The 23,009-nt window shown below is 74.1% G+C and carries 15 protein-coding genes and 1 pseudogene; 1 reads left to right on the top strand and 15 read right to left on the bottom strand.

Annotated elements, in window-relative coordinates; all coding sequences use genetic code 11:
• Positions 1-26: 26 nt before the first annotated feature.
• The 8 genes and pseudogenes from A6V29_RS17225 to A6V29_RS21795 all read right to left on the bottom strand — a co-directional run.
• The gene (locus A6V29_RS17225; protein WP_137161439.1) at positions 27-983 is read right to left on the bottom strand and encodes a Ppx/GppA phosphatase family protein; all 957 of its coding nucleotides are present in this window, start codon (positions 981-983) and stop codon (positions 27-29) included.
• Entirely contained in the window at positions 980-1,474 is a 495-nt protein-coding gene (locus A6V29_RS17220) for a DUF501 domain-containing protein (RefSeq protein WP_137161438.1), read from the bottom strand. Before A6V29_RS17220 ends, A6V29_RS17225 begins: the two co-directional genes overlap by 4 nt.
• A complete protein-coding gene (locus A6V29_RS17215; RefSeq protein ID WP_137161437.1) occupies positions 1,471-2,067 on the bottom strand; it encodes an FtsB family cell division protein in 597 nt (198 codons plus the stop codon). Before A6V29_RS17215 ends, A6V29_RS17220 begins: the two co-directional genes overlap by 4 nt.
• Before the next feature lie 10 nt (positions 2,068-2,077).
• On the bottom strand, positions 2,078-3,358 hold the full coding sequence (gene eno / locus A6V29_RS17210) for a phosphopyruvate hydratase (RefSeq protein WP_137161436.1): 1,281 nt from the start codon (positions 3,356-3,358) through the stop codon (positions 2,078-2,080).
• A gap of 74 nt (positions 3,359-3,432) precedes the next feature.
• Positions 3,433-4,347: a nucleoside triphosphate pyrophosphohydrolase gene (locus tag A6V29_RS17205; protein WP_137161435.1), complete on the bottom strand. Its 915-nt coding sequence runs from the start codon at positions 4,345-4,347 to the stop codon at positions 3,433-3,435.
• A gap of 4 nt (positions 4,348-4,351) precedes the next feature.
• Entirely contained in the window at positions 4,352-5,359 is a 1,008-nt protein-coding gene (locus tag A6V29_RS21350; protein WP_212719542.1) for a SurA N-terminal domain-containing protein, read from the bottom strand.
• Positions 5,360-5,394: 35 nt separating this feature from the next.
• Complete coding sequence (gene mfd, locus A6V29_RS17195; RefSeq protein ID WP_212719540.1) at positions 5,395-8,949, bottom strand: transcription-repair coupling factor; 3,555 nt, start codon at positions 8,947-8,949, stop codon at positions 5,395-5,397.
• 332 nt (positions 8,950-9,281) lie between these two features.
• Positions 9,282-9,635, bottom strand: a pseudogene (locus tag A6V29_RS21795) (FAD synthase family protein); the annotation flags it as partial.
• A 60-nt stretch (positions 9,636-9,695) separates the two neighbouring features.
• Here A6V29_RS21795 and A6V29_RS17185 point away from each other — a divergent pair.
• Positions 9,696-10,949, top strand: a complete 1,254-nt coding sequence (locus A6V29_RS17185; RefSeq protein WP_137161434.1) for a YveK family protein — start codon at positions 9,696-9,698, stop codon at positions 10,947-10,949.
• Here A6V29_RS17185 and A6V29_RS17180 read toward each other — a convergent pair.
• From A6V29_RS17180 to A6V29_RS17150, 7 genes are all read right to left on the bottom strand, one after another.
• Complete coding sequence (locus tag A6V29_RS17180; protein ID WP_212719538.1) at positions 10,946-12,202, bottom strand: O-antigen ligase family protein; 1,257 nt, start codon at positions 12,200-12,202, stop codon at positions 10,946-10,948. The genes A6V29_RS17185 and A6V29_RS17180 overlap by 4 nt on opposite strands.
• A gap of 125 nt (positions 12,203-12,327) precedes the next feature.
• Positions 12,328-13,470 (bottom strand): glycosyltransferase family 4 protein, encoded by a 1,143-nt coding sequence (locus A6V29_RS17175; RefSeq protein ID WP_170977933.1) that lies wholly within the window; start codon positions 13,468-13,470, stop codon positions 12,328-12,330.
• A gap of 90 nt (positions 13,471-13,560) precedes the next feature.
• The gene (locus A6V29_RS17170; RefSeq protein ID WP_137161432.1) at positions 13,561-14,331 is read right to left on the bottom strand and encodes a 2OG-Fe(II) oxygenase; all 771 of its coding nucleotides are present in this window, start codon (positions 14,329-14,331) and stop codon (positions 13,561-13,563) included.
• Positions 14,332-14,467: 136 nt separating this feature from the next.
• Entirely contained in the window at positions 14,468-15,733 is a 1,266-nt protein-coding gene (locus tag A6V29_RS17165; protein WP_137161431.1) for an MATE family efflux transporter, read from the bottom strand.
• A 73-nt stretch (positions 15,734-15,806) separates the two neighbouring features.
• Positions 15,807-21,308, bottom strand: a complete 5,502-nt coding sequence (locus A6V29_RS17160) for a PKD domain-containing protein (RefSeq protein ID WP_212719536.1) — start codon at positions 21,306-21,308, stop codon at positions 15,807-15,809.
• Positions 21,309-21,584: 276 nt separating this feature from the next.
• Positions 21,585-22,274: a hypothetical protein gene (locus A6V29_RS17155; protein WP_137161430.1), complete on the bottom strand. Its 690-nt coding sequence runs from the start codon at positions 22,272-22,274 to the stop codon at positions 21,585-21,587.
• A gap of 14 nt (positions 22,275-22,288) precedes the next feature.
• Complete coding sequence (locus A6V29_RS17150; protein ID WP_249933311.1) at positions 22,289-22,999, bottom strand: CDP-alcohol phosphatidyltransferase family protein; 711 nt, start codon at positions 22,997-22,999, stop codon at positions 22,289-22,291.
• Positions 23,000-23,009: the final 10 nt, after the last annotated feature.

Here is a 23,009-nt window from a genome sequence, read left to right as displayed (position 1 = left end):
GCGCCCCGAACCATCGGTAGAGCCTCCTATGCCTGGGGGCGGGCGAGGCGGAGGGCGATGCCGTCGAGGATGTCGTGCTCGCTCACCACGACCTCGTCCATCCCGAACTCGTCCATGATCACCCGGAGGATGAGCGCTCCGGCGCCGATGACGTCGACGCGTCCCGGGTGCATCACCGGCAGCGCGGCGCGCTGCGTGCGCGGCATGGCCAGCAGGTCGTCGCTCACCCGGCGCACGTCGGCGACGGGGATCCGGGAGCCGTGGATGGCCAGCGGGTCGTAGGCCGGCAGGTCGAGCGCGAGGGCGGCGACGGTGGTCACGGAGCCCGCCAGGCCCACCAGCGTGGCCGCCTCGGCGACCGGCACCTCGGCGGTGACCAGCGCGAGCGCGGACCGGATGTCGGCGACGGTCGCGTCGACCTCAGCGGTGGACGGCGGGTCGCCGTGCAGCCGGCGCTCGGTGAGCCGCACGCAGCCGACGTCGACCGACCGGGCAGCGCGCAGCCCGGCGGCGTCGCCCAAGACGAACTCCGTCGAGCCGCCGCCGATGTCGACGACGAGGAACGGCGGCTCCGGCGCCGCCGCCCCGTGCTGGGCCGCGGCGGACTCGAGCGAGGCCGTGGCCCCCCGGAAGGAGAGCTCGGCCTCCTCGCGGCCGGGGACGACGTCGGGCAGCCGGCCGAGCGTGGCGAGCACCATCTGCTCGAACTCGTCCCTGTTCGCGGCGTCGCGGGTCGCGCTGGTCGCGACCATGCGGACGTCCTCGGCTCCCAGTTCGCGGGCGGTCTCGGCGTACTCGGCGAGCACGGTGCGGGTGCGCTCGATCGCCTCGGCGGCCAGCCGGCCGGTGGCGTCGACGCCCTGGCCGAGCCGCACGACCTCCATGCGGCGCACGAGATCGGTGTGCCCACCGGTCACCGGCACGTCCGCGACCAGCAGCCGGATGGAGTTCGTGCCGCAGTCGATCGCCGCGACCCTGGTCACGCCGGACCCTCGGGCAGGGCGCAGGGCCCCTTCGCCCACCACTCCCCCATCTCGGCCAGCGCGCGGTCACCGATGGGGTTCACCCCGGGACCGGCGGCCAGGCTGTGGGCGGCCAGCGCGTGCAGGCACTTGACCCGGTCGGGCATGCCGCCGGCGGTGTTCCGGGTGGGCAGCACGTCCTTGGCGTCCCGCTGGGCGAGGTAGGCCTCGTGCGCGGCCCGGTACCGGTCGGCCAGGTCGGGATCGGTGGCGAGCTCCTCCTGCCACTCGCGCATCCGGCCCGTGGACTCCAGCCGGCTCGCGGCGGCCGAGGCACGCGGACAGGTCAGGTAGTACAGCGTCGGGAACGGGGTGCCGTCCTCGAGCCGGGGGGAGGTCTCGACGACGTCGGGCTGCCCGCAGGGGCAGCGGTGCGCGACCGACGCGAGCGCGCGCGGTGGCCGGCCCAGCTGGCGCTCCACGACGTCGCGGTCGGCGGGGTCGAAGGTCACTCGGCGGGCTCCTCGGGCAGGTCGCCGTCGGCACGCGCCAGCGACTCCATGAGGCCCTCGTACCAGGGCTGCGCCGGCGCGGGACGAGCCGCCTCGTCCAGCGTGCCCGCGTCGCCCTCGACGGCCGCGCCGTCGACGACGACCAGCAGCCGGTCACCGGGCAGCACGTAGGTGAGCCGCTCCCGCGCCTGCCGCTCGATCCACGCCGGGTCGGCCTGGCGGTCCAGCTGCCGCTCGAGCTCCGCGGCCCGCCGGTCGAGGGCGGCGCCCTCGGCGGTGAGCTCGGCCAGCTCCTGGCGGCCCTCGAGGTACTGGCGGATCGGCCCGGCCAACGTGAGCGCCAGCAGCAGCACCAGCGTCATGAGCAGCGCCGCCTTGCCGGTGAACAGCGGACGGCGACGGACGGCCGGGGACGTGACCGGACGGGTCTGCCGGCGCGGCGCGCGCCGCTCGCCCGGTCGCCGGGTCGGGTTCGGGGTGCCGGAGCGCAGCCGGGTGCGCACCGGGCGGGTCGTGTGGACCCGCGGCGCGCGGCCGGTGCTGCGGGAGCCAGGTGGCGGCGCGCCACCCCGCCGTCCCCGAACGCTGCTCATGGCCGGCCGGTCAGCCCCGCGCGAGCCGGGGGAAGGCGGCCGCGCCGGCGTACCGCGCGGCGTCGTCGAGCTCCTCCTCGATCCGCAGCAGCTGGTTGTACTTGGCGACCCGCTCGCTGCGGGCCGGGGCGCCGGTCTTGATCTGCCCGCAGTCGGTGGCGACGGCGAGGTCGGCGATCGTGGTGTCCTCGGTCTCGCCGGAGCGGTGGCTCATCATCGAGCGGTAGCCGTTGCGGTGGGCCAGGTTCACCGCGTCCAGCGTCTCGGTGAGCGTGCCGATCTGGTTGACCTTCACCAGCAGCGCGTTGGCCGCCTTGCGCTCGATGCCGTCGGCGAGCCGCGCCGGGTTGGTGACGAACAGGTCGTCGCCGACCAGCTGGACGCGGTCGCCGAGGGCGGCGGTCAGCGCGATCCAGCCGTCCCAGTCCTGCTCGTCGAGCGGGTCCTCGATCGAGACGATCGGGTAGGCGTCGACCAGGCCGGTGTAGTACTCGGCCATCTGCTCGGCGGAGCGCTGCTCGCCCTCGAAGGCGTAGCTGCCGTCGCTGTGGAACTCCGTGGCGGCGACGTCGAGAGCCAGCGCGACGTCGCTACCGAGGGTGTACCCCGCCTGCTCGACGGCGCGAGCGATGAGGTCCAGGGCGGCCCGGTTGCTGGACAGGTCCGGGGCGAAGCCGCCCTCGTCCCCGAGCCCGGTGGACAGCCCCTCCTTCTTCAGGACGGCCTTGAGCGCGTGGTAGGTCTCGGTGCCCATCGCCAGGGCCTCGGCGAAGGTGGCGGCGCCGATCGGCGCGATCATGAACTCCTGCACGTCGACGTTGCTGTCGGCGTGGGCGCCCCCGTTGAGGATGTTCATCATCGGCACCGGCAGCAGGTGCGCCGAGGGCCCGCCGACGTAGCGGAACAGCGGGAGGCCGGCGGAGTCGGCGGCGGCCCGGGCCACGGCGAGGCTGACGCCGAGGATGGCGTTGGCGCCCAGGCGCGACTTGTCGGGCGTGCCGTCGAGGTCGATGAGCTGCTGGTCGACCAGCCGCTGCTCGCTGGCCTCGTAGCCGACGAGCTCCGGGCCGATGACGTCGAGGACGCCGTCGACGGCCTTGCCGACGCCCTTGCCGCCGTAGCGGTCGCCGCCGTCGCGCAGCTCCACCGCCTCGAAGGCGCCGGTGGAGGCGCCACTGGGGACCGCCGCGCGGGCGATGGTCCCGTCGTCGAGGGCGACCTCGACCTCCACGGTGGGGTTTCCGCGCGAGTCGAGAATCTCCCGCGCGCCTACGGCTTCGATGCTCGGCACGGGGGCAGCCTAACCAGGGCGCCCGCTCCACCTCGCGAGCCTCGCCCGCACCACGCGTCACGACCCGCCCGGGATCAGGTCGCGGGCCGGCCGTGCGCCTCGGCGTCGAGCTCGCCGGCGTAGCGCCGGACCGCCTCCCGCAGGGCGTCCTCGACGTCCCAGCCGCGTTGCTCGGCGGCCGTGACGACGGCCAGCAGTCGCTCGCCCAGCGCCTCCGGGCTGTCCACCGTCAGCTCGGCGGCCGCGGGTGTGGTCAGCCCGGCCCGGCCGGCGCGGCGCACCAGGGCCGCACCCCAGGACGCCGCCGGCTGGGATCGGGAGACGCCCTCGGTCGGCGACCGGCGCTGCTTCTCCGCCTGCTTGATCTCCTCCCAGCCCGCCTCGACCGCCGCGACGTCCCGCGCCCCTGCGTCCCCGAAGACGTGCGGGTGCCGGCGGACCAGCTTGTCGACGAGGTCACCGGCGACGTCGTCGACGTCGAAGCGGCGGGACGGGTCGGCCTCCGCGGCCACCCGGGCGTGGAAGACCACCTGCAGCAGCACGTCGCCGAGCTCCTCGCGCATGGCGGGGGCGTCGTCGTCCACGATCGCGTCGTAGGCCTCGTGCGCCTCCTCCAGCAGGTAGCCGCGCAGCGAGGCGTGCGTCTGCTCGGCGTCCCAGGGGCAGCCGCCGGGCGAGCGCAGCCGGTCCATCACCGCGACGACGTCCAGCAGTCGGGCGCCGGGCGGTTCCGGTGGCCCCTCGACCACCTCGGCGCCGGAGGCGTCCGTCGCGTCGTCGGTCAGCAGCACGACGGCGTCCGGCCGGGCCTGCGCGGCGGCGGCGTCGGGGACGTCCGCGACGTGCCAGCCGGCCGCGCGCAGCGCCTCCGCCGTGGCGGCCGCGCCCGGCACCGCGACCACCGGCCGGCCGTCCAGGGCCTGCCAGCCCTGCGGGCCCAGGAGACCCGGCAGGCGAGGGCTGACGACGACGGCGAGCGCGACGGGCACGACCTCAGTCTCCGCGACCGCCCGGGCCCTCGGCGCGCGAGCCCTCCCGCTCCAGCACCTCGACCACGCCGCCGTCGGCGGGACCGAGCCGGCCGTCGTCGTCCAGCGCCCCGTAGCGCGGGTTCACCGTGATGTCGATGTCCTCCCGCACGTCGGCCACCAGGGCGGCGCCGGCCTCCGCGGCCTCGGCCGCGGCCTGCTGCTCCAGCTCGGGCCGGACCTCCTGGAACGTCGGGACCACCTCGCCCGTGGTGAAGCCCACGAGGACGCCGTCGACCCCCGCCAGCTCCGTCACGAACCCGGAGCCCGCCGGGGCGTCCGCGAACTGCTCGGCGAGCACCCCGACGACCTCCTCCGGCGACCCGCGGGTGAGCTCGGGCAGCGTGGTCGCTCCGGGGTAGCGCGCCGCCACCTCGGGATAGGCCGCCGGGTCGGCGGTGACCTCGGCGAGCACGGCGTCCGCCGTGGCCTGGTCCGGGACGGTGATGACGCCGAACTCGACCTGGGCGAGGTCGTCGCGGACCTCGGCGTACCGGGCGCGCAGCGCCTCCTCGTCCAGCGCGCTCCCGCCGGCGGCCCGGGCGACCTCCTCCCGGACGAGCTGCTGGCGGACGTCCTCGAAGATGTCCGACCGCGTGACCCCCTGCCGGACGTAGCTCGCGTAGACCCGCTCCGGGTCGGTGCCGCCGACGAGCTCGTCGATGCGCGCGCGGACCCGGGCGTCGCTGACCTCGACGTCGTACCGGTCCGCCACCTCGGCGTAGACCTCCCGCTGCACCAGCTGGCCGAGCACCCACCGGGTGTAGTCGACCTCGCGGCCGGAGACGGCCTCGGCGAGGTCGTCCTCGGCGAGGCGCTCGTCGAGCTCGCGCTCCAGCTCGGCGACCGTCACCTCCTCGTCGCCCACGTACGCGGCGACGTCCGGCGAGGTGCGGCACCCCGCCAGCGCGGCGAGGCTCAGGACGAGGAACGACCCGGCGGCCAGCGCCCGGGGTACGCGAGGCAGAAGCACGCCCGGAGACTGTCACACCCGGCTGGGCGGGCGCCCTAGGACGCGGCAACCGCCTGCGGTTGGTCCAGCACGGCGGTCAGCGTCGCGTGCAGGTTCTCCAGCAGCGCGACGTCGCGGAGCGGGGTCCGCCGGTCGGGGCCGACCGGCATCTTCAGCGCGATGGTCTCCAGGGCCGCCTTGTAGGAGGCGCCCTCGGCCAGCCGCGCCAGCCGCATCTGCTTGGACTCCGGCAGCACGACCGGGCTGATCCGGATGGCCCGGCCCTGCAGCGACACCTCGGTGATGCCCAGCGCCCGCATCGCCACCCGGAACCGGGCGACGGCGAGCAGGTTGAGCACCGGCGCCGGCGGGGCGCCGTACCTGTCGGTGAGCTCGTCGAGCACCGCCTGCGCCTGCTCCTCGTCGGAGATCGAGGCCACCTTGCGGTAGGCCTCCATGCGCAGCCGCTCGCCGGGCACGTAGTCGTGCGGCAGGTGCGCGTCGACCGGCAGGTCGACCCGGACCTCCACCGGCTCGGCCGGCGCCTCCTCGCCGGTGACCTGCGCCCGGTAGTCGGCGACCGCCTCGCCGACCAGCCGCACGTACAGGTCGAACCCGACCCCCGCGATGTGCCCGGACTGCTCGCCACCGAGCAGGTTGCCCGAGCCGCGGATCTCCAGGTCCTTCATCGCCACGGCCATGCCGGCGCCGAGGTCGGTGTTGTTGGCGATCGTGGTCAGCCGGTCGACCGAGGTCTCGGTGAGCGTGCGCGTCGGGTCGTAGGTGAAGTACGCGTAGGCCCGCTCGCGGCCCCGGCCGACCCGGCCGCGGATCTGGTGCAGCTGGGAGAGGCCGAACGTGTCGGCCCGGTCGACGATCAGGGTGTTGGCGTTGGGGATGTCCAGGCCGGACTCGACGATCGTCGTCGCGACCAGGACGTCGTACTCCTTCTCCCAGAAGCCGACCATGATCCGCTCGAGCTCGTGCTCGTTCATCTGCCCGTGGCCGACGGCCACGCGCGCCTCGGGCACCAGCTGGCGGATCTTCGCGGCCGCCTTGTCGATCGACTGCACCCGGTTGTGGATCACGAACACCTGACCGTCGCGCAGCAGCTCGCGGCGGATCGCGGCGGCCATCTGCTTGTCGTTCCACGCGCCCACGTAGGTGAGCACCGGGTGCCGCTCCTCGGGCGGGGTGAGGATCGTCGACATCTCGCGGATGCCGGTCAGCGACATCTCCAGCGTGCGCGGGATCGGGGTCGCCGACATCGACAGCACGTCGACCGACGTCCGCACCGTCTTGAGGTACTCCTTGTGCTCGACGCCGAAGCGCTGTTCCTCGTCGACGATCACCAGCCCGAGGTCCTTCCACCGGGTGGTGGGCTGCAGCAGCCGGTGGGTGCCGACCAGGATGTCGATCTCACCGGCGGCGAGCTCGGCCAGGATCTGCCGGGTCTCGGCGTCGGACTGGAACCGGGAGAGCACGGCGACCTTCACCGGGAACTGCGCGACCCGCTCGGAGAAGGTCTTGAAGTGCTGGTTGGCCAGCAGCGTCGTGGGCACGAGGACGGCGACCTGCTTGCCGTCCTGCACCGCCTTGAACGCCGCGCGGATCGCGATCTCGGTCTTGCCGTAGCCCACGTCGCCGCTGATGACCCGGTCCATGGGCACGGTCTGCTCCATGTCCGCCTTGACCTCGTCGATGGCGGCGAGCTGGTCGGGGGTCTCCTGGAACGGGAACGCGTCCTCGAGCTCGCGCTGCCAGACGGTGTCGGGGCCGAAGGCGTGGCCCTGGGTGGCCATGCGCGCGGAGTAGAGCCGGATGAGCTCGCCGGCGATCTGCTTGACCGCCTTGCGCGCCTTGCTCTTGGTGTTCTTCCAGTCCGCGCCGCCGAGCTTCGACAGCGCCGGCGCCTCGCCGCCGACGTAGCGGGTGAGCTGGTCGAGGGAGTCCGTGGGGACGAACAGCCGGTCCGGCGGCTGGTTCCGGCGCGAGGGGGCGTACTCGACGATCAGGTAATCGCGCTGCCCGCCGTTGACGGTGCGGCTGATCATCTCGATGTAGCGGCCGATGCCGTGCTGCTCGTGGACGACGAGATCGCCGGGCTGCAGCTGCACGAGGTCGACGGCGTTGCGGCGGCGCGCGGGCATCTTCACCGCGTCGCGCATCGAGGTGCCGCGCTGGCCGGTGAGGTCGTGCTCGGTGAGCAGCGCGAGGCCGATCCCGGGGAAGGCGAACCCGGCCTCGAGGTTGCCCTGGGTGACGTGGGTGACCCCGCCGTCGGGCGCGGTGGCGAGGTCGGGCACCAGCCGGACACCGAGGTCGGCCTCCGCGAACTGGTCGGCCGCCCGCTGCGCCGGTCCTGGGCCGGCGAAGGTCACCACGACGCGCCAGCCCTCGCGGTGCCAGGCGCGCTGCTGCTCGATCGCCGTGCCGACGTCGCCGGCGAAGCGGTCGACGACGGTCGCGTCGAGGTTGATGACGCCGTCGTCGCCGGTGTCGTCAGCGGTGACCGTGAACGACCCCGTCGTCCACCACGGCAGCCCGCGGGAGCGGGCGGCGGACTCGACGTCGGCCAGCTGCCGGAACGCCGAGGCCCCGAGGTCCAGAGGGGCCTCGCCGGCCTCCGCCGCCGTCGCCCACGACGCCGCCAGGAACTCCTCGGCGGTGCGCACCAGGTCCGCCGAGCGGCTGCGCACCCGCTCGGGGTCGCAGACGACGACGTGGGTGCCCGCCGGCACGAGGTCGGTGAGCAGCTGCAGATCTCCCGGCACCAGCACCGGGGTCAGCGACTCCATCCCCTCGACGGCGATGCCCTCGGCCAGCTTGCCGGCGATCTCCAGCAGGCCGGGGTGCTCGACCGCGAGCTGCGCTGCCCGGGCGCGGACCTCGTCGGTGAGCAGCAGCTCGCGGCACGGCGGCGCCCACAACCGGTCCGGCCGCTCGTCGAGCGAGCGCTGGTCCGCGGCGGAGAAGTAGCGCAGCTCGTCGACCTCGTCGCCCCAGAACTCGACCCGCACCGGGTGCGGCTCGGTCGGGGGGAAGACGTCGAGCAGACCGCCGCGGACGGCGAACTCGCCGCGCTTCTCCACGAGCTCGACGCGGGTGTAGGCGGCGTCGGACAGCGCCTGGGCGACGTCGTCGAGGTCGGCGGCGTCGCCCGGCTTCAGCTCCACGGGGGTGAGCTCGCCGAGCCCGGGGGCCAGTGGCTGCAGCAGGCTGCGCACGGGTGCCACGAGGACGTCGACCGTGCCGTTCACGCCGGGGTGGGCAAGGTCGCGCAGCACGGCCAGCCGGCGGCCCACCGTGTCGGCGCGGGGGCTGAGCCGCTCGTGCGGCAGCGTCTCCCACGCGGGGAAGGTCTCGACCCGGTGCTCGGGGAGAAAGCAGCGCAGCAGGTCGGTGGTGACGTCGGCATCCCGCTCCCCGGCGGTGACCAGCAGGACCGGCACGCCGGCACCCTGCTCCGGCCGCGCGGCCAGGGCGGCGGCGACGAGGGGCTGGACCGGCGGCGGTGCGGTGACGGCCAGCTCGGCCTGACCGGCCGAGGACACGACGCGGGCCATGCCGGGGTCGCTGAGGACGACGTCGAGCACGCCGCGCAAGGTCACGCTGTTCTTCTCCTGCAGGTAGGGAGGCCGCGCCTGCCCGGGACGGACGACAGGGGCCGAGGGCCCAGGTTAGACCCGCCCGGCGCCGCCCGCCGCAGTCCTAGGAGGTGAGCGCGCGGGCCACCCGGCCCACCGGCTCCTCGGCGTCGATGGCCGCCAGCGCCTTGCGCAGGACCGTGCTCGAGGTGTGCATCGTGTACGGGAAGTAGTGCACGCGGACGCCCACCTGGGCGAAGTCGCGCTCGAGCTTCTCCCCGCGGGGGGGTGCCCCGCCAGTCGTCGCCCTTGAACAGCACGTCGAAGCCGACCTCGCGCCAGGTCTCGAGCTTGTCGGGGACCACCTCGGCGTGGACGGCGTCGACGAACCGCAGGCTGGCCACGATCTCCATGCGCTCGGCGAGCGGGATCACCGGGGCACGACCCTTGGTCAGCTCGAGGACCTCGTCGGAGACGACACCCGCGATGAGGTGGTCGCAGTGCTCCGAGGCGTGCCTGAGGATGTTCAGGTGCCCGACGTGGAACAGGTCGTAGGCACCTGGTGCGTATCCGATCACTGGCACGTCGTATCCCCCGAGATGTAGAAGAAGCCCGTCGAGTCCACCAGCGCGACCACCGGGTGTCACCCCCCGGCGGCCCGGGTTCACCGGATCGGGGCAGGTCAGCGCGCCGCCGTGGCCCCTCCCCATCGGGTGATGCGCCCGGTCGGACGGCCCTTCCGGGGGCCTCACCGCACCTAGCCTGGACCGATGGAACTGCGGGACTACCTCTCGGCGCTGCGCCAGTACTGGCGCACCTGGGTCGCGCTCACGGCGCTCGGTCTGCTGGCGGCGTTCGCCGTCGTGCAACTGTCGGCCGAGACCTACCGGGCCGGCGCGCAGGTGTTCGTCGCCAGCACCATCGACGGTCCCAACGGCGCTCAGTTCATCAACCAGCGCGTGGGCAGCTACCCCGACATCGCGCAGAGCCGGTCGGTGCTCGGCCCGGTGATCGAGGAGCTCGAGCTCGAGGAGTCGTTCGAGGAGCTCCGCCTGCTGGTCACCGCGGTCAACCCGGCGGAGACCTCGCAGATCCTCGTGTCGGCGACGTCCTCGTCGCCGGAGGAGGCGGCCCGCATCGCCAACGCGGTGGCCGAGACCTTCAGCGAGACCGTGGAGACCCTCGAGGCCCCGGTCGACGGCCGGTCCCCGGTGGCGCTGACCGTCACCGACCCGGCGATCGTCCCGAGCAGCCCGGCCTCCCCGGACGCCGGACTGCTGCTGCCCCTCGGCCTGGTCGTCGGCCTGCTGCTCGGGCTGGCGCTGGCCATCGTGCGCAGCCGGCTGGGCACCGTGGTGAGCAGCGAGACCGAGGTGCGCGAGATCTGGGGCGACCAGCTGGAGATCTACGCCTCGGCCGCCCGGGCGACGCGGCGCTCCGCGACCGACAACCCCGCGGCACGGCTCGCTGGTCCGCTGGAGCTGCGCGCCGAGGCCGCACCGGTGCGGGTCTTCGCCCTCTCCTCCTCGGTGGACCGGTCCACGGCTCCGCGCCGGCTGCTGCGCCAGATCGCCGACGTGCTCGCCACCCGCGGTGTCTCGGCCGGCGTCGTGCGGGCCACCGTCGCGGAACGGCTGCCGACCGCCAACCAGCCGCGGGTGCAGCTGGCGACGGGCCGCCGTCCGGTGGCGCTGCGCGAGTGGCGGCAGCTGATGCAGAACTACGACGCGGTGGTCGTCGTCGTCGAGCTCGGCCGCTCGACGGTCGGCGAGCTGCAGGAGCTGCACACCATGGCGACCGCCGCGGGTGTGGAGCCCCTGGCCGTGCTCCTGGTGCGGGGTCGCGGCGTCGACCTGGCGACGGGGCGTTCGATCCGCTCGCGGGCGGACAGGTTCGGGCCCTCGACGACCCTGGACCTGCCGGCGAAGGGCGGGACGCCGTTCCCCGGATCGGCCGACCCGGCCGAGTCCAGCCTGGTGCCCAGCGGTCGGCCCACCGGCGCGGTGCAGCCTCCGCGCGACTAGCCAGCGCTGGGAGGGCCGGCCGGAGCGAGCACCAGCGCTCGGGCCGCGCCCGGCTCGTCCACGTTCGGGGGAAGCGTGGCCGGCAGGTCGGCCTCGGCCCGCAGCCTGGCCCGGGACCCGCCTTCGGCCAGCAGGGCGACGGCCAGGAAGAGCAGGAACTCCGGCGTCGCCTCGACCAGCCCGCTCTCCAGCAGCGAGCGCCCGAGGATGAAGGTCAGCAGGCCGAGGAACAGCACGCGGTGCGGCCGCGGCGCCCGCACCGAGCCGACCAGCGCCCACAGGGCCCACGCCATGGTCACCCCGAGTCCGAGCAACCCGGTCTGGACCAGCGCGGAGACCCAGCTGCTGTCCAGCAGCTGCTCGTCCCACCACTGGTTCGGGACGGGGATGTACTTGACCGACAACCCACCGCCGAACGTCCACTGCCACCACGACTCGGCCCACGACTGCGCGGCTGTCCACGCCACGAAGCGGGACTCCAGCGTGCCGGTCCCCGTCCCGTCGCGGGTGAGGAAGTCCCGGACGGCTCCGGTGGTCACCACGGTGACGGCTCCGGCGGCCGCCGCGACCAGCGCCCCCACGACGAGGCCCACCCGGATCCGTCGGATGTGCAGCACCATGACGAGCACCGCGAGCACGAGCACCAGGAATCCGGTGCGCGACCCGGTGAGCCACATGAGCGCGAGGAAGCCGCCGCCGAGCAGCGCGTCGAGCCACCGCGCCTCCCCCAGCACCGTCCGCCAGGCAGCCCAGACGACGACGACGCCGGCCAGGAGCGCGAGCCCGTTGGGGTGCAGGGGCGGGATCCCGCCGGCGATCCGGCCACCGGCCAGGTCGGGCAGTCCGGTCAGGGCCGCCACCGCGGCCACGAGGCCGCACGAGGCCACGACCGCCCGCAGCAGCTGGAACGCCGGCGCCGCTCGGAGCAGGAGCACGACGGTCGCGGCCAGGACGGTGACCCGCACCGCGATCGCGATGCTGGGCACCGACGTCCCGTACGCGTGCGCACCGAGCAGCGAGGCGACCAGCACGATCCCGAGGAACCACAGCGAGCCGGTGCCGAGCCGGTATCGGGCAGCCCCGCGCGGCGCGGCGAACAGGGCGAGCAGCAGTGCGACGACGCTGCACAGCGCCTTGCCCACGACCACGGGGTCCAGCGAGCCCTCGAACACGTCGCCCCGGCGCCAGGCGACGGTGCTGACGACCAGGAGGAGGCAGGCCAGTCCCACCCGCGGGGCAGCCGTGGTCTGCATGGCGCCTCCTTGGCTGCCCACCGGTGACGCGGGACCGCGCCGCTCGGGATGGTAGGTGTACCGACTCCGTCCGGGCGGCGACGCGACACGCGCGTCGGGATGACTCCTCGACGTCCCGGGGGTGCTCACGCCTGCTGCAGGACCGCCTGCGACAGAGTCGCGGCGTACGCCTCCAGCGAGAAGCGCGCGCGTGCGTCGGCCTGCCCCGCCCGTCCGAGCGCGCGAGCGGCGCCGGGGTCGGCCAGCAGCACGATGATCGCGTCGGCCAGCGCCCGCGGGTCGTCCGGTTCGACGAGCAGACCGGTGCGGCCGTCGTCGATGATCTCCTGCAGCCCGCCGACCCGTGAGGCGACGACGGGGCGACCGAGGAGGAGCGCCTCGACCGCGACCAGCCCGAACGGCTCGATGCGCGAAGGCACCAGGACGACGTCCGCGGCCGCGACGTACCCGGCCGGGTCCTGGAACCCGGCGAACTCGGTCACGTCGGCGACCCCGGCGGTGCCGGTCAGCGTCCGGAGGCCGTCGACGTAGTCCTCGTAGCCCGGGTAGCCGTCGCCGACCAGCGTCAGCCGGACGTCGAAGCCGGCCTCCCGCACCAGCGCGGTGGCGGCGATGGCGACGTCCTGCCCCTTGCGCTCCGAGAGCCGGCCGACGACCACGATCTCCGCGCTGCCCCCGGACCGCGCCTCGACGGGGGCCGCGTCCGGAGCCGGCTCGCGCACGCCGTTGTAGATGACCTGGCAGCGGCGCGCGGCGCGGCGACCCAGTGACGCGGTGATCCAGGCGCGGCAGTCCTCGCTGTTGGCGATCACCAGGTGGGCGGCCAGCAGGGGCGAGAGCAGGACCGCGCTGGTGAGCCGGCTCATCTGGGGCTCGCTCTCGTGCACGTGGCAGACCACGCGCGCTCCGCTCAGGCGCCCGGCGAGGATCCATTGCGGCGCGGCGACGGTGCTGACGTAGAGGACCGACGTCCGGCGCGACCGCAGCCACGCGGTGGTGGTGAGCAGCGACCCGACGAACCGGACGAGGAAACGGAGCACCGCCCACGGGGTGCGCAGCTCGACCTTGCGGAGCACGGGGAAGGGCCGGACCTCCAGGGGGAGGTTCCGTCGCTCGATCTCCGCCACGAGGGGGCCCCGCTTCGGCAGGACGACGGTCGCTCCGGGCGCGAGGGTGTCGACGCTCTCCAGGAACATGCGATCGCTGCCGTACAGGTCGGCGTGCGGGTGGACGGCGACGACGGTCGGGTCCGGATCGGTGGTGCTCACGACGGCATCCATTCCTCGCAGGTGGCTCTTCGCGACCTGACGGATCCGGGCCCCGCGGGAGGCGGGACCCGGATCCGTCAGGCGCTCAGCTCACCGGTTGTTGGCGGTCGCGCTGCCGAAGATCTTGGTCTTGACCTTGACGGCGGTGTCGTAGTGCCGGGCGAACATCCGCTTGAACGGACCGGCCGACTCCGGCGACCACCCGGTGGTACGCGCCACGGTGCTGCCCTCGGGCACCAGCTCGTAGGCGTAGGTGGCGATGGACTTGCGGGTCACGCCCGGCGGCAGGCTCATCTTCTTGAACCCGTGGAAGGTGCGCTCGTTCGTCACCATGATCAGCCCGCGGTTGAACAGCGGCTCGATCGCGATCGGCTCGGCGTCGGGGCTGGTCTTCACGAGCAGCCGGCCGTCGTACTCCGGCTTCCAGTCCTTGTTCACGTAGTAGAGGACGTTCAGCGTGCGCAACCAGTTGGAGTGCAGCGGGTGCATGTTGAAGTCCACGTGCGTGTCCAGGAAGCCGCCGTCGCCGCTCTGGTGGAAACCGCCACCGTGGAACGCCGGGTCGACGAAGAGGTCCTTCCCGGTCAGCGTGCTGATGAACTGCTTGAACTTGTCGCTCATGAGGGCGTCGTAGAACGCCTTGCTGGTCGGGCCCTGCTCGGCGACGCTCGAGAGCTCGTGCTTGTCACCGAACACGTAGTCCCGCGACTTCGGCATCGCGTCCGGCGACGGGAACTCCGCCAGCAGGTTCTCAGCCGTCTCGACGTCGAGGAAGTCGTCGATGATCAGATGGGGGAAGGGCTCCGCCGACCTGAACTGGACGGCCAGTTCCTCACCGCGGTCGATCCATTCGTTGAACATGTGCACTCCTAGTCGACACCGGGGATCGCGTCTCTCCGGTCCGCGACACGACGAATCCCTCCGTCGGGAACGGTAGTGACGCACCGCCTCCTCGCACTACGCTCCGTGACCCTTTCGGGGGACTCCGCGGAGCGCCTCAGGAGACGACGACGCGCTCCCCGGACGGGTCCCGGGCCGGCCGGCCGGTGACCGGCACGAGGACGAGCGCGCGGATCGCGAGCGCGGCCAGCAAGGGGCCGACGGCGAGGCCGAGCGGAGCCCACTGGGCGCCGTTCTCGACGGTCAGGACCACCGCGACCACGGCGACCAGGCCGACGAACTCGAACGAGCGCAGCGCGAGGACCTGCCGCTGGCGGCGGTGCACCGTCGCCAGCGCCTGGTACGGGAGCAGCACGGCCCCTGCGACGGCGTAGGCCGACCACCCGACGACGGGGAGCAGGGGGACGTCGTACTCCCCTCCCGCCAGGAGCGGACCCAGCCACGGGAGCAGCAGGCAGACGGCCGCGCCGATGAGTGCGACCGCGACGGCCATCGCTGCGGCGATGCGGTCCGCGGTGCGCAGGGTGCCGAGCGCGCCTCGGGCGTGGCGCGCCACGAAGTACGGGAGGAGGAAGGACCCCAGCCCCTCGACGAGGACCAGCGTGGGGGCGGTGAGCACGCGGGCGGCCTCGATCGGGCCGTAGGCGGCGGCTCCGACAGCCGCGACCACCACGATCCGGACGACGGTGAGCAGCGTCGGCCGGATGGTCGCGGCGGCGGCGCGCCACACCCCGAAGTCGACGACCGAGCGCAGGGCCGGGTTCCGCCACGGGCCGCGCGGGCGCTCGGCGTCCGGGAGCCGCCACCAGGCGACCAGCGACGCCCCGGTCTGCCCGACCAGGACGGCCACGACGAAGGAGGCCACGGTCAGCTCGCCGTCGACGCCCAGCACCACGAGCGTGGCCAGGGAGAGCAGGAGGCTCATGCCGTCCACCGCGGGCAGCGACCAGAAGCCGCCACAGGCCATCAGCAGGCGGCGGAGGGTGTCCCGGACGATGTAGGCCGCCGTCGCCGGCCCGACCAGCAGGCCGGCCCACACCGGGAGGACGCCGGTGATCAGGGCGGCGGCCGCACCGAGCACCCCTGCGGCTACCGACACGAGGGCGGCCCAGCCGTGCAGGCCGGCCCGGATCCGTTCGTCGGTCCGGTCCAGGACCGTCAGGGAGTCCCCGACCAGGCCACTGCAGACGGCTGTGGCGAGCACGACCAGCCCGTAGCCGAGCGCGAAGGTGGCCAGCCCGGCCGCACCGAGGAAGCGGGCCGCGGCGACCTGGAGAACCAGGCCGACGAGGGCCTGCGTCACCTGGCCGGTGACGGCTCCGGTGACTGGTCGCCGCAGCACGGACAGCGTCGGCACCCTCACCGATCCATCCTCCCGAGCGGTCCGCCCGACCGGCACGTGGCGCGGCCGGGCGTGACCCCAAGGAGGGACCGGATCAACCGATGTCGCGCACCGTGAAGCCGGTGAAGCGGACCGCCGTCGGGGCGGTGGCGTTGCCCGCGAGGTAGGCGGACAGGCCCACGGCGCCCGCCGCCTGCAGCGAGGCGGTCGCGTCGGTCCGCGTGACCGTCGGCGTCGTCGGCTCCGGCGAGCCCTCGGCCCACACGGTCGCCGCGAGCTGCGCCGTACCGCTCCCGGTCACCCGGAACCGGACGTGCAGCGGGGTGCCCGGCGCCGAGCTCGCCCCGGGGACGACGACCTCGCCGCCGATGACCGTCTCGCTGAAGGAGCCGGCCAGGCGGGTGATGGCGACCCGCACGGTGCCGTCGGTGAGGAAGCGCAGCCGGGCCCGGTAGAGCTCGGTCTCGCTGACCCGGCGGGCGGCGACGTAGACCGAGGTTCCTCCGCCGGTGGGCGCCTGCTCGAGGGAGAGCGTGGCGTGCACGTCCACGTCCTGGGCCGACACGGCGCCCAGGAACGACCCGGTGTTGTTGCCCGGCGCCGAGAGCTCCAGCCGCGCCGCGCCCGGGGCGACCGAGTGCCGCGGTGCGCCGAACTGCACCGTCCAGTCACCACCGACGTCCGCGGCGCCGAGACCACCGCTCACCGTGCGGGCGAAGGAGTCGGTCGCCACGACGGCCGGGTCCACCGGCTCACCCGGGTCCCCCGGCTCCCCGGTGGCCGTCACGGTGACCGATCGGGTCGCGGTCCCGGTAGCTCCGGCGTCATCGGTCACCGTCAGCGTCACCGTGTACGACCCGGCGGCGGCGTAGGCGTGCTGCGCGGTCGCTCCGGTGGCGGTCGTCCCGTCGCCGAAGTCCCACGCGTAGCCGGCCACGGTGCCGTCGGCGTCGGTCGAGCCGGAGCCGTCGACGGCGAGCGCCAGCTGGTCGACGGCGGCGGTGAAGGCCGCCACCGGCGCCTGGTTGCCCGCGGGCGCGCCCGCAGGCAGCGCGGTCAGCCCGGCGAAGCGCACGGCGACCGGCGAGGTGGCGTTGCCCGCCAGGTAGGCGGACAGGCCCACCGCACCAGGAGCCTGCAGCGACGCGGTGCTGTCGGTCCGGGTCACCGTCGGCGTCGCCGGCTCCGGCGACCCCTCGGCCCACACCGTGGCCGACAGCTCCGTGGTGCCCTCGCCCTCGATCTGCAGCCGCACGTCCAGCGGCGTGCCCGCCGTCGAGCTCACGCCCGGCACCACGACCTCGCCGCCGATCACGACCTCGCTGAACGACCCGGACAACCGGGTGATCGCCGCACGCACCGTGCCATCGGCCAGGAAGCGCAGCCGGGCCCGGTAGAGCTCGGTCTCGCTGACCCGACGCGCCGCGACGTAGACCGACGTCCCGTTGCCCGTGGGCGACCCCTCGAGCGCGAGCGTCGTGCGCACGTCCAGGTCCTGGGCCGACACGGCGCCCAGGAACGAGCCGGTGTTGTTACCCGGCGCCGAGAGCTCCAGCCGCGCCGCGCCCGGGGCGACCGAGTGCCGCGGAGCGCCGAACTGCACCGTCCAGTCACCACCGACGTCCGCGGTGCCCAGGCCACCGCTCACCGTGCGGGCGAAGGTGTCGAGGGCCACCGGGGCGGGGACGCCCGGCTCACCGGGAACCGTCACGGTCACCGGCCGGGTGACCGTACCGGTGGCACCCCTGTCGTCGGTGACGGTCAGGGTGACCACGTACGTGCCCGCGGCGGCGTACGGGTGGACCGCCGTGGGCCCGGTCGCCGTGGTGCCGTCACCGAAGTCCCAGGCGTAGGAGGCCACCGTGCCGTCGGTGTCGGCCGAGGCCGACCCGTCCACGGACACGGTCAGCTCTTCCGCCGTGGCCGTGAACTCGGCCGTCGGTGCCTGGTTGGTCTCCGGGTCCGGGGCAGGAGCGCCGAACGGTACGGCCGTGAGGCGGCTGAAGCGCACGGCGACCGGGGAGGTGGCGTTGCCCGCCAGGTAGGCGGACAGGCCCACCGCACCGGGAGCCTGCAGCGACGCGGTGCTGTCGGTGCGCGTCACCGTCGGCGTCGCCGGCTCCGGCGACCCCTCGGCCCACACCGTGGCCGACAGCTCCGTGGTGCCCTCGCCCTCGATCTGCAGGCGCAGGTTCAGCGGCGTGCCCGCCGTCGAGCTCACGCCCGGCACCACGACCTCGCCGCCGATCACGACCTCGCTGAACGACCCGGACAACCGGGTGATCGCCGCACGCACCGTGCCATCGGCCAGGAAGCGCAGCCGGGCCCGGTAGAGCTCGGTCTCGCTGACCCGACGCGCCGCGACGTAGACCGACGTCCCGTTGCCCGTGGGCGACCCCTCGAGCGCGAGCGTCGTGCGCACGTCCACGTCCTGGCCCGAGACCGCACCCAGGAACGAGCCGGTGTTGTTGCCGGGTGCCGCCAGGCTGAGCGTCGCCGCACCCGGGGTGACCGCGTGCCGCGGAGCGCCGAACTGCACCGTCCAGTCACCACCGACGTCGGCGGTGCCCAGGCCACCGCTCACGGTCCGGCCGAAGGCGTCCGCAGCGAGGACCGTGGCCCGCTCGACCGTCACGGACTGCTCGGCCGTGGCGGTGTCGCCGTCGTCGTCGGTCACCTGGAGGGTCACCGTGTACGTGCCGGCCTCGGCGTAGACGTGCTGCGCGGTCGCGCCCGTGGCGGTCCCGCCGTCTCCGAAGTCCCAGCCGTACGCGACGACGCTGCCGTCGGTGTCGGCCGAGGTGGTCCCGTCCACGCTCACCGACAGGCCCGACGCCGCGACCGTGAACGCCGCGGTCGGCGCCACGTTCGGCGGCGGAGCCGTCACCGTCACCTCGCGCGAGGTCTCGGCCGTCGCACCGGCGTCGTCGGTCACCCGGAGGGTCACCGTGTACGTGCCGGCCTCGGCGTAGGTGTGCTGCGCGGTCGCGCCCGTGGCGGTCCCGCCGTCACCGAAGTCCCAGTCGTGGGCGACGACGGTGCCGTCCTCGTCGGTCGACCCGCTGCCGTCGAACGCCGCCGCGAGGTCGCTCACCGTCGAGGTGAAGGCGGCCGTCGGCGCCAGGTTGATGGCGCTGCCGGTGGCCCCCAGGCTGTGGTGGTTGGCCACGCGGTCGGCCGACAGGGCGACCGGGTAGATGGCGACCTCGTCGATCTCCCCGGCGAAGTACGCCGCACCGGACCAGCTGGTGTCACCGCCGACCCGCCAGTAGCCGTTGTAGACCTGCGCCGACGTCGTGTCGGTGCGCGAGCCGACCAGGACCCCGTCGACGTACAGCGCCATGCCGGCCGGGCTCAGCGAGGCGGCGACGTGGTGCCACTGCCCGTCGTTGTAGGCGGCAGGGCTGGTGATCACCCGCTCGGCGCCCGGGTAGACGCCGAAGTTCAGCCGGCCGGCGGTGTTCAGGTAGATGTGCCGGTCGTAGTTGCTGCTGTTGCCGGTGGCCGAGCTGCCGAAGCCGAGGATCTTGCCGCCGGCGGTGCTCGTGGTGCGGAACCATGCCTCCGCGGTGAAGGTCTGCGGACCGGCGACTGCCGTCTGCGTGGACAGGATGCCGCGGTTGGCGCCCGACGACGTGGCGTTGAACCGGTAGGCCGTGTCGGGGTCACCGGTGACCGCGCCGGCCACGCCCTGGGTCGGGGTCGAGCCCGAGGCGGACCGGACCGCGAGGTCGCCGGCCGAGGCGTAGTCGTAGGCGGTGCTGCCGGAGCGCTCGCCCAGCGGCCAGTAGTGCGTGGCGCCGTCGCCCCGGACCGCGTCCCCGTAGGCGCGCTGGGCGATCGACCCCGCGGTGACCTGCACCGACATCCACGGCGAGTTCGCCCTGTTGCCGTGGGCGTCGAAGGCGCTCACGCGGTAGGTGTGCGTACCGGGTGAGACGCCCAGGTCGACGAAGCCCATCGGCTGGGGGCTCCACCAGATCGACGAGCGCGTCGTCTCGTGGATCGGAGTGCGGTCGTCGCCGTCCCGGTAGACCCGGTAGACGAGGTGCTCGTTGTCCTGGTCGTTGGTCGTGCTCCACGCGACCCGGACCATGCCGCCCAGCGGGGAGTCCACCGAGGGCGACAGGGGACCTGCGGCGGGCCCGACACGGTTGGGGGCGGTCGACGGCAGCGCGTAGCGCACGAGGCCCTGCTGGCCCACGCCGTTGACCCGCGGGAACTCGCCACCGAAGACGACGTACTGGTCGTTCCCCGCGACGCTCCAGCCGGCCTGGTACTGCTGCGTGTACGACCCGATCGACATCGTCGGGAACCAGGTGAGCAGCGACGGCGCCGGCTGCCCGGCCAGCAGGGTGCCGCTGGAGGGGTACTGCCGCTGGCTGGTGGAGACGATCGTGCCGTCGGGGCGCACGCGGCTGTTGGTGAGCGTGGCCGGGCCGACGGTGCCGGTCGGCGCGGCGCTCACCGCGGTCGCGTAGCGGTGGATGCGCGGGCTGTGCTCGTGGAACCCGCCGATGTTGGCGCAGACGTGCGGGTGTCCGGCGATGTACACGGCGCCGTTCAGCGGGAAGCTGGAGTACGTGTCGCCGTGGCAGTCGTTGATCCAGACGACCTCGCCGCCGTCGGCGGTGGCGGCGAACCCGCCCTCGAGGTTGCCCGGGCCGTAGAAGTCGTACGCCGTCCCGTAGACGGTGGTGCCGTCGGTCGAGAGGTGGTTGATCGCGCCGTTGACGCCCTGGTTGGTGATCCGCTGGTTGATGGCGAAGGGCCGGGTCGCGCCGGTGACGGCGTCGAGCGCGCCGACGCCGGTCGCCTTCACGCCGTTCAGCGTGTCGAAGTGACCGCCGACGACGACCTGCGAGCCGCCGCCGGTGACCACCAGCGCCCGCACCACGTCGCTGGTGTTGGTGTTGCCGTCGTGGTTGAGGATCGGGCCCGGACCGGGGATCGGGTTCCACGGCAGCAGCTCACCGCCCGCGGAGAACGCGGCGAGCCGGTGCCGGCTGGCCGAACCGACCTGCGGGAAGGCGCCCCCGACGTAGACGGTGTTCCCGGAGGTGGCGATCGCGTGCACCCGGCCGTACATGGTGGGCCGGAACTCGGGGACCAGCTGCCCGGTCGCGGTGCTGTAGGCGGCGATCCTCCGGCGCTGCTGCCCGTTGGCCACGGTGAAGTCGCCGCCGACGTAGACGCGGGAGCCGTCCGGCGACGCGGCCACGGCCAGGGCAGGGCCGTCGAGGTCCGGGGCGAAGGAGGTGATCAGCTCGCCGGTGCGGATGTCGTAGGCCAGGAAGTTGTTGCGCACGGTCTCCTGGGTGCCGGCGGGGGCCCCGGCCGGCCGGGCGCGGGTGAACTCCCCGGCCGCGTACACGGTGGTGCCGACGACGACCTGCGACCAGACGACGCCGTTGATCTGCACCGTGGGCAGCGCGTCGGCGGTCACCGTGGTCGGGGTCGCCGGGTCCGCCGGATCCAGTGGCGCGGAGTCGGCACGCGCCGTCCCGGGGAGTGCCAGGCCGAGTGCGCCGGCCAGCAGGAGCAGGGCCAGCAGCCCGGCCAGGGCCGCGCGAGGCGCCGCGAAGCGTGCAGACATTGGTCGATCCCCCATGCTCGTCGCGTCGACCAGCACCGCGGATCGACTGACGCACACTAAGCGTGACGACCGACCGTCAGACATCCCTCTATCTGGTGACAGACCTGGGGAAATGCCCTGGTGGGCCGGGAATCATCATCTCACCGTGAGTAATCAGATACAGAAAGTGAGGACGCTCCGTCGTGGTGTGCGGCCCGCCCGCACCTGCCCGCGACGCGCCGGAGCCCCCGCGTCCGGTGGACGCGGGGGCTCCGAGGGCCGGTGGTCGTACGGGGGTCAGCCCACCCGACCGGAGAACACCGCCAGCGGCGCGCCGGCCTTGTAGCCGACCTCCACGGTGACCAGGTGCCGCCGGTCCACCGGCACGCGGAAGACGTAGACGCCCTCCGCGGTGTCGGTCGGCGCCAGCACGCCGGCGAACGGCGAGCGGGACGGATCGCCCAGCGGCGGAGCGGGCGTGCGCTCCTCGCCGTGGAAGGCGTTCACCGAGATGCCGTCGAGCGGCACGTCGGCGTCGGTCTCGTTCACGATCCGCACGGTGATGCGCAGCGCCGGGCCAGCAACGTCCCCCGGCCCGGTGGCCGTGCCGTCGATCTCCTCGATGAGGGTGATCGACGCGGTGACCTCGTCGACGGCGACGGACTGGTCGAGCGCCACGGCGGGGAGAGCGGGGACCTCTGCGTCCGGATCAGCCGGTGCCGGGGTGCCCGGGTCCACCGGAGCTGCCGGGTCGGGAGCCTCCTCGGACGGCGGCGCCGGCTCCTCGGTCGCCGACGGCGTGGCGCCCGCGGTGGCAGCGGTGCCGGCTCCGGCGTCGTCCGGCTCGTCCCCGCCGGTGGCGAGGACGACCGCGAGGACGACGGCGGCCACCAGGAGGACCGCGCCGAGCGCGACGAGCAGGACCCGCCGGCGGGCCAGGAGGCCCGCCCGGGTCCCGGCGCCGTCGTCCTCGACGGCGGGGTCCACGTGCGAAGGGGAAGTCATCGAACCAGCCCGCCCATCTCTCGGTACCACTTCACGGACGCGAGCAGCAGGTAGCCCGCCGTCGCGACGAACAGGAACGCGTACGCGGCGATGAACGCCGACGGCACGGCCAGCAGGAGGAACGACAGGCACAGCACGCCGTAGTCGGTGGGCGCCACGACCAGCGACCGCAGGACGCTCGGGCGCTCGCCGACCGGCTCCGCGCGGGTCCGGCCCCCGTGCTGCGCGCGGAGCGCCTCGTTGAGCAGGGTGGCGAAGAAGTGCACGACGGCGACGACGGCGAAGCCCAGCGGCAGCAGCAGGAGCGCACCGCGGTCGACGGTCTCGAACCGGTACCAGCCGATCAGCACCGCCAGGTGCAAGGTGGCGATCTTGACCGAGTCCACCATGTGGTCCAGCCACTCGCCGGCGGGCGACCCGCCTCCGCGCAGCCGGGCCAGCTGCCCGTCCGCGGCGTCCAGGGCGTAGCCGATGACGAGGCATCCCGTCACCGCCAGGCCCATCCACCCGGACGGCGGCACGAGCGCCAGCAGCGCGATACCGATCCCGGTGAACGCGGCGCTGATGCCGGTGACCTGGTTCGGGGTCAGCCCGGCGTGGAAGGCGACGGCGGCCAGCAGCCGGCCGAGCTTCCGGTTGACGAACCGGCCGTACGCCGGAGCTCCCGCCGCGCCCTTCTGGGCGCCGGCCAGCTGGCCGAGCGTCACCCTCAGGCTC

The sequence above is a fragment of the Blastococcus sp. CCUG 61487 genome (genome assembly GCF_005222955.1).
Lineage (GTDB): Bacteria > Actinomycetota > Actinomycetes > Mycobacteriales > Geodermatophilaceae > Blastococcus.
The sequence above is the reverse complement of the archived record's forward strand: the minus strand, read 5'-3'. Positions and strand labels throughout refer to the sequence as shown.

Excerpts from the sequence above, each read along its gene's own strand:
- A6V29_RS17215 (WP_137161437.1), bottom strand. The coding sequence starts at position 2,067 with ATGAGCAGCGTTCGGGGACGGCGGGGTGGCGCGCCGCCACCTGGCTCC.
- A6V29_RS17185 (WP_137161434.1), top strand. The coding sequence starts at position 9,696 with ATGGAACTGCGGGACTACCTCTCGGCGCTGCGCCAGTACTGGCGCACC.
- A6V29_RS17180 (WP_212719538.1), bottom strand. The coding sequence starts at position 12,202 with ATGCAGACCACGGCTGCCCCGCGGGTGGGACTGGCCTGCCTCCTCCTG.
- A6V29_RS17170 (WP_137161432.1), bottom strand. The coding sequence starts at position 14,331 with ATGTTCAACGAATGGATCGACCGCGGTGAGGAACTGGCCGTCCAGTTC.
- A6V29_RS17160 (WP_212719536.1), bottom strand. The coding sequence starts at position 21,308 with ATGTCTGCACGCTTCGCGGCGCCTCGCGCGGCCCTGGCCGGGCTGCTG.